Here is a 2,146-nt window from a genome sequence, read left to right as displayed (position 1 = left end):
CATCATCCCCGACATTTGAGAAACTTATTTCTTGACCATTTCTTTCTTTAAACCACATTTTCCAAACAAGCTCTCTTGTCGTAAAGGTTATTTTTTGCTTAAAATCACTTTTGATATATATTCTCACTCATCTTCCTCGTCGTCCAACTCTACCTCTCCATGGATTCGGATATACTCCTCACGCTCCCTATCTAATTCTTCCCAGATGGGATCGTCAATAGCATCAATCGTTTGAATTTCTTCCAAACTCATCTCATTTGCTTCCTCAAAGGTTAGAGATAAGATATCTTTATGTTTTTCCTTGAATTCCTCGATTGTTATCCATGTTTTCTTGTCATCTTCGCTAATTTGTCCATTCAAGATTGTAGCAATCTCAATGGCCATGATATAGAACGCTCTTTTATCAAGAGTGAGCAATTCAAGATGGGTAGAAGCCAAACGCAAAAAGTCTCCATTTTCGCGAAAATCAGTTACATAAGCATTCTCAAATTCCAAATTTAGATCTTCATCAATTTGTGAATAAAAACGGTATTTTATCCCTTCTTGTATCGGAACATGCAACCAACGTTCATCACAATCCTGCTTATCTAGTTTTAGATGAATTGCTATATCATTCCTATCTCTGATTTGAAGAAAACCAGAATAGGAGAGTGGGATGCCTTCTCCTTGATAACTTTCAAACCACATTCTCTTCGCTAGTTCTAAATAATCAAATGGAATTTCTTTGGTGTAATCACCTTTAATATATAGTCTCATAAATCTGAGATATCGCCTCCATGTGCTAGTATGTATTCTTTTCGACGATTAGCTTCTTCCTCCCAAAGAGGGTCGTCTACAACATCCATCGTTTGAATTTCTGTCAAACTTAGTTCATTTGCTTCTTCAAAAGTCAGAGATAGAATAGCCTCGTGCTTTTTCCTAAACTCCTCGACTGTTAGCCATGTCTTCTTATTATCCTCGCTAATTTGCCCGTCAATCACCTTTGCAATCTCAAGCGCCATAATATACATAGCCCGTTTATCAACTGTCAAAATTTCTAGATGGGTGGTTAAAATACGGAGATAGTCACCCTTTTCATTATAATCTGTAGCAAATGCATCTTCAAAATTAATTTCAATACATTCTTTAATATGTGAAAAGAGACTTCTTACCCCTTCCTTTAGGGGGACACTAGACCATCTCTTATCAGCAGTGCTTTTCCTCAAGGATAAATTTGAGAAAAAATCTTCTTGTAATGCATCATTGTTCCCAGCATTTGAGTAAGAAATTTGCTCATCTTCTGGAAACCACATTTTGCCAGCTAGTTCCAAATAACCATAAGGTACTCTTTTTGTATAATCGCCTTTTAAGTATAATTTCATTCTTCCTCGTCGTCATAAACTGGCTCGCCATGGATTTTGATGTATTCTTCATTCCTGCGGTCGTCTTCTTCCCAAACTGGGTCTCTCACATCATCCATAAACGGAATTTCTTCCAAACTCAGCTCATTAGCCTCTTCATAACTCATCGAAAGGATATCCTCATGCCGTTTTTTAAATTCCTCCACACTTAACCAGCTCTCTTTATCATCTTCGCTAATCTGACCATCAATAGCAGTCGCAATTTCAATGGCCATAATATACATAGCTCGTTTATCAACAGTGAGAAGGTCAAGGTGCTTAGAAGAAATTCTTAAACATTCACCTTTCTCACGAAAATCCGACATCATTGCATCTTCGTAATCTAGCTGTATATATTCTGACTTATGGGATAAAAAATCATATTTTATCCCTTCCTTAATCTGAACACTTTTCCACCTATCATCATGAGTTTCCTTATCTAATTCTAAATGAATAGAAAGTTTCTCGATTGGTAGTTCTAGAAACCCAGCATACGACAAATCCGGCTCTATTCCATCTTTTTCCTCAAACCACATCCTTTTCGCTAGTTCCATGTAATCAAATGGAATTTCTTTGGTGTAATCACCTTTGATGTATAATCTCACTCATCTTCCTCGTCGTCATAAACACGTTCACCATGGATTTTAATATATTCTTCGCGAAGCCGTTCTTCTTCTTCCCATAGCGGATCTCTTACTGGTATCATTGTCTTTAATTCTTCCAAACTAATTTCAACCGCTTCATCATAAGTCAGTGAAAGAACATCC

Annotated in this window: 3 protein-coding genes; all 3 read right to left on the bottom strand. The window is 36.8% G+C overall.

Annotated features, from left to right (window positions below):
• Positions 1-123 precede the first annotated feature (123 nt).
• The 3 genes from HMPREF2766_RS05660 to HMPREF2766_RS05650 are packed head-to-tail and all read right to left on the bottom strand — an operon-like array spanning position 124 to position 1,984.
• The gene (locus HMPREF2766_RS05660) at positions 124-756 is read right to left on the bottom strand and encodes a hypothetical protein (protein WP_070568386.1); all 633 of its coding nucleotides are present in this window, start codon (positions 754-756) and stop codon (positions 124-126) included.
• Positions 753-1,361: a hypothetical protein gene (locus HMPREF2766_RS05655; protein ID WP_000780963.1), complete on the bottom strand. Its 609-nt coding sequence runs from the start codon at positions 1,359-1,361 to the stop codon at positions 753-755. Before HMPREF2766_RS05655 ends, HMPREF2766_RS05660 begins: the two co-directional genes overlap by 4 nt.
• Positions 1,358-1,984, bottom strand: a complete 627-nt coding sequence (locus HMPREF2766_RS05650; RefSeq protein WP_070568383.1) for a hypothetical protein — start codon at positions 1,982-1,984, stop codon at positions 1,358-1,360. The genes HMPREF2766_RS05655 and HMPREF2766_RS05650 overlap by 4 nt, the downstream gene beginning before the upstream one ends.
• Positions 1,985-2,146: the final 162 nt, after the last annotated feature.

It is taken from the genome of Streptococcus sp. HMSC076C08 (genome assembly GCF_001810825.1).
Classification (GTDB): Bacteria; Bacillota; Bacilli; order Lactobacillales; family Streptococcaceae; genus Streptococcus.
The sequence above is the reverse complement of the archived record's forward strand: the minus strand, read 5'-3'. Positions and strand labels throughout refer to the sequence as shown.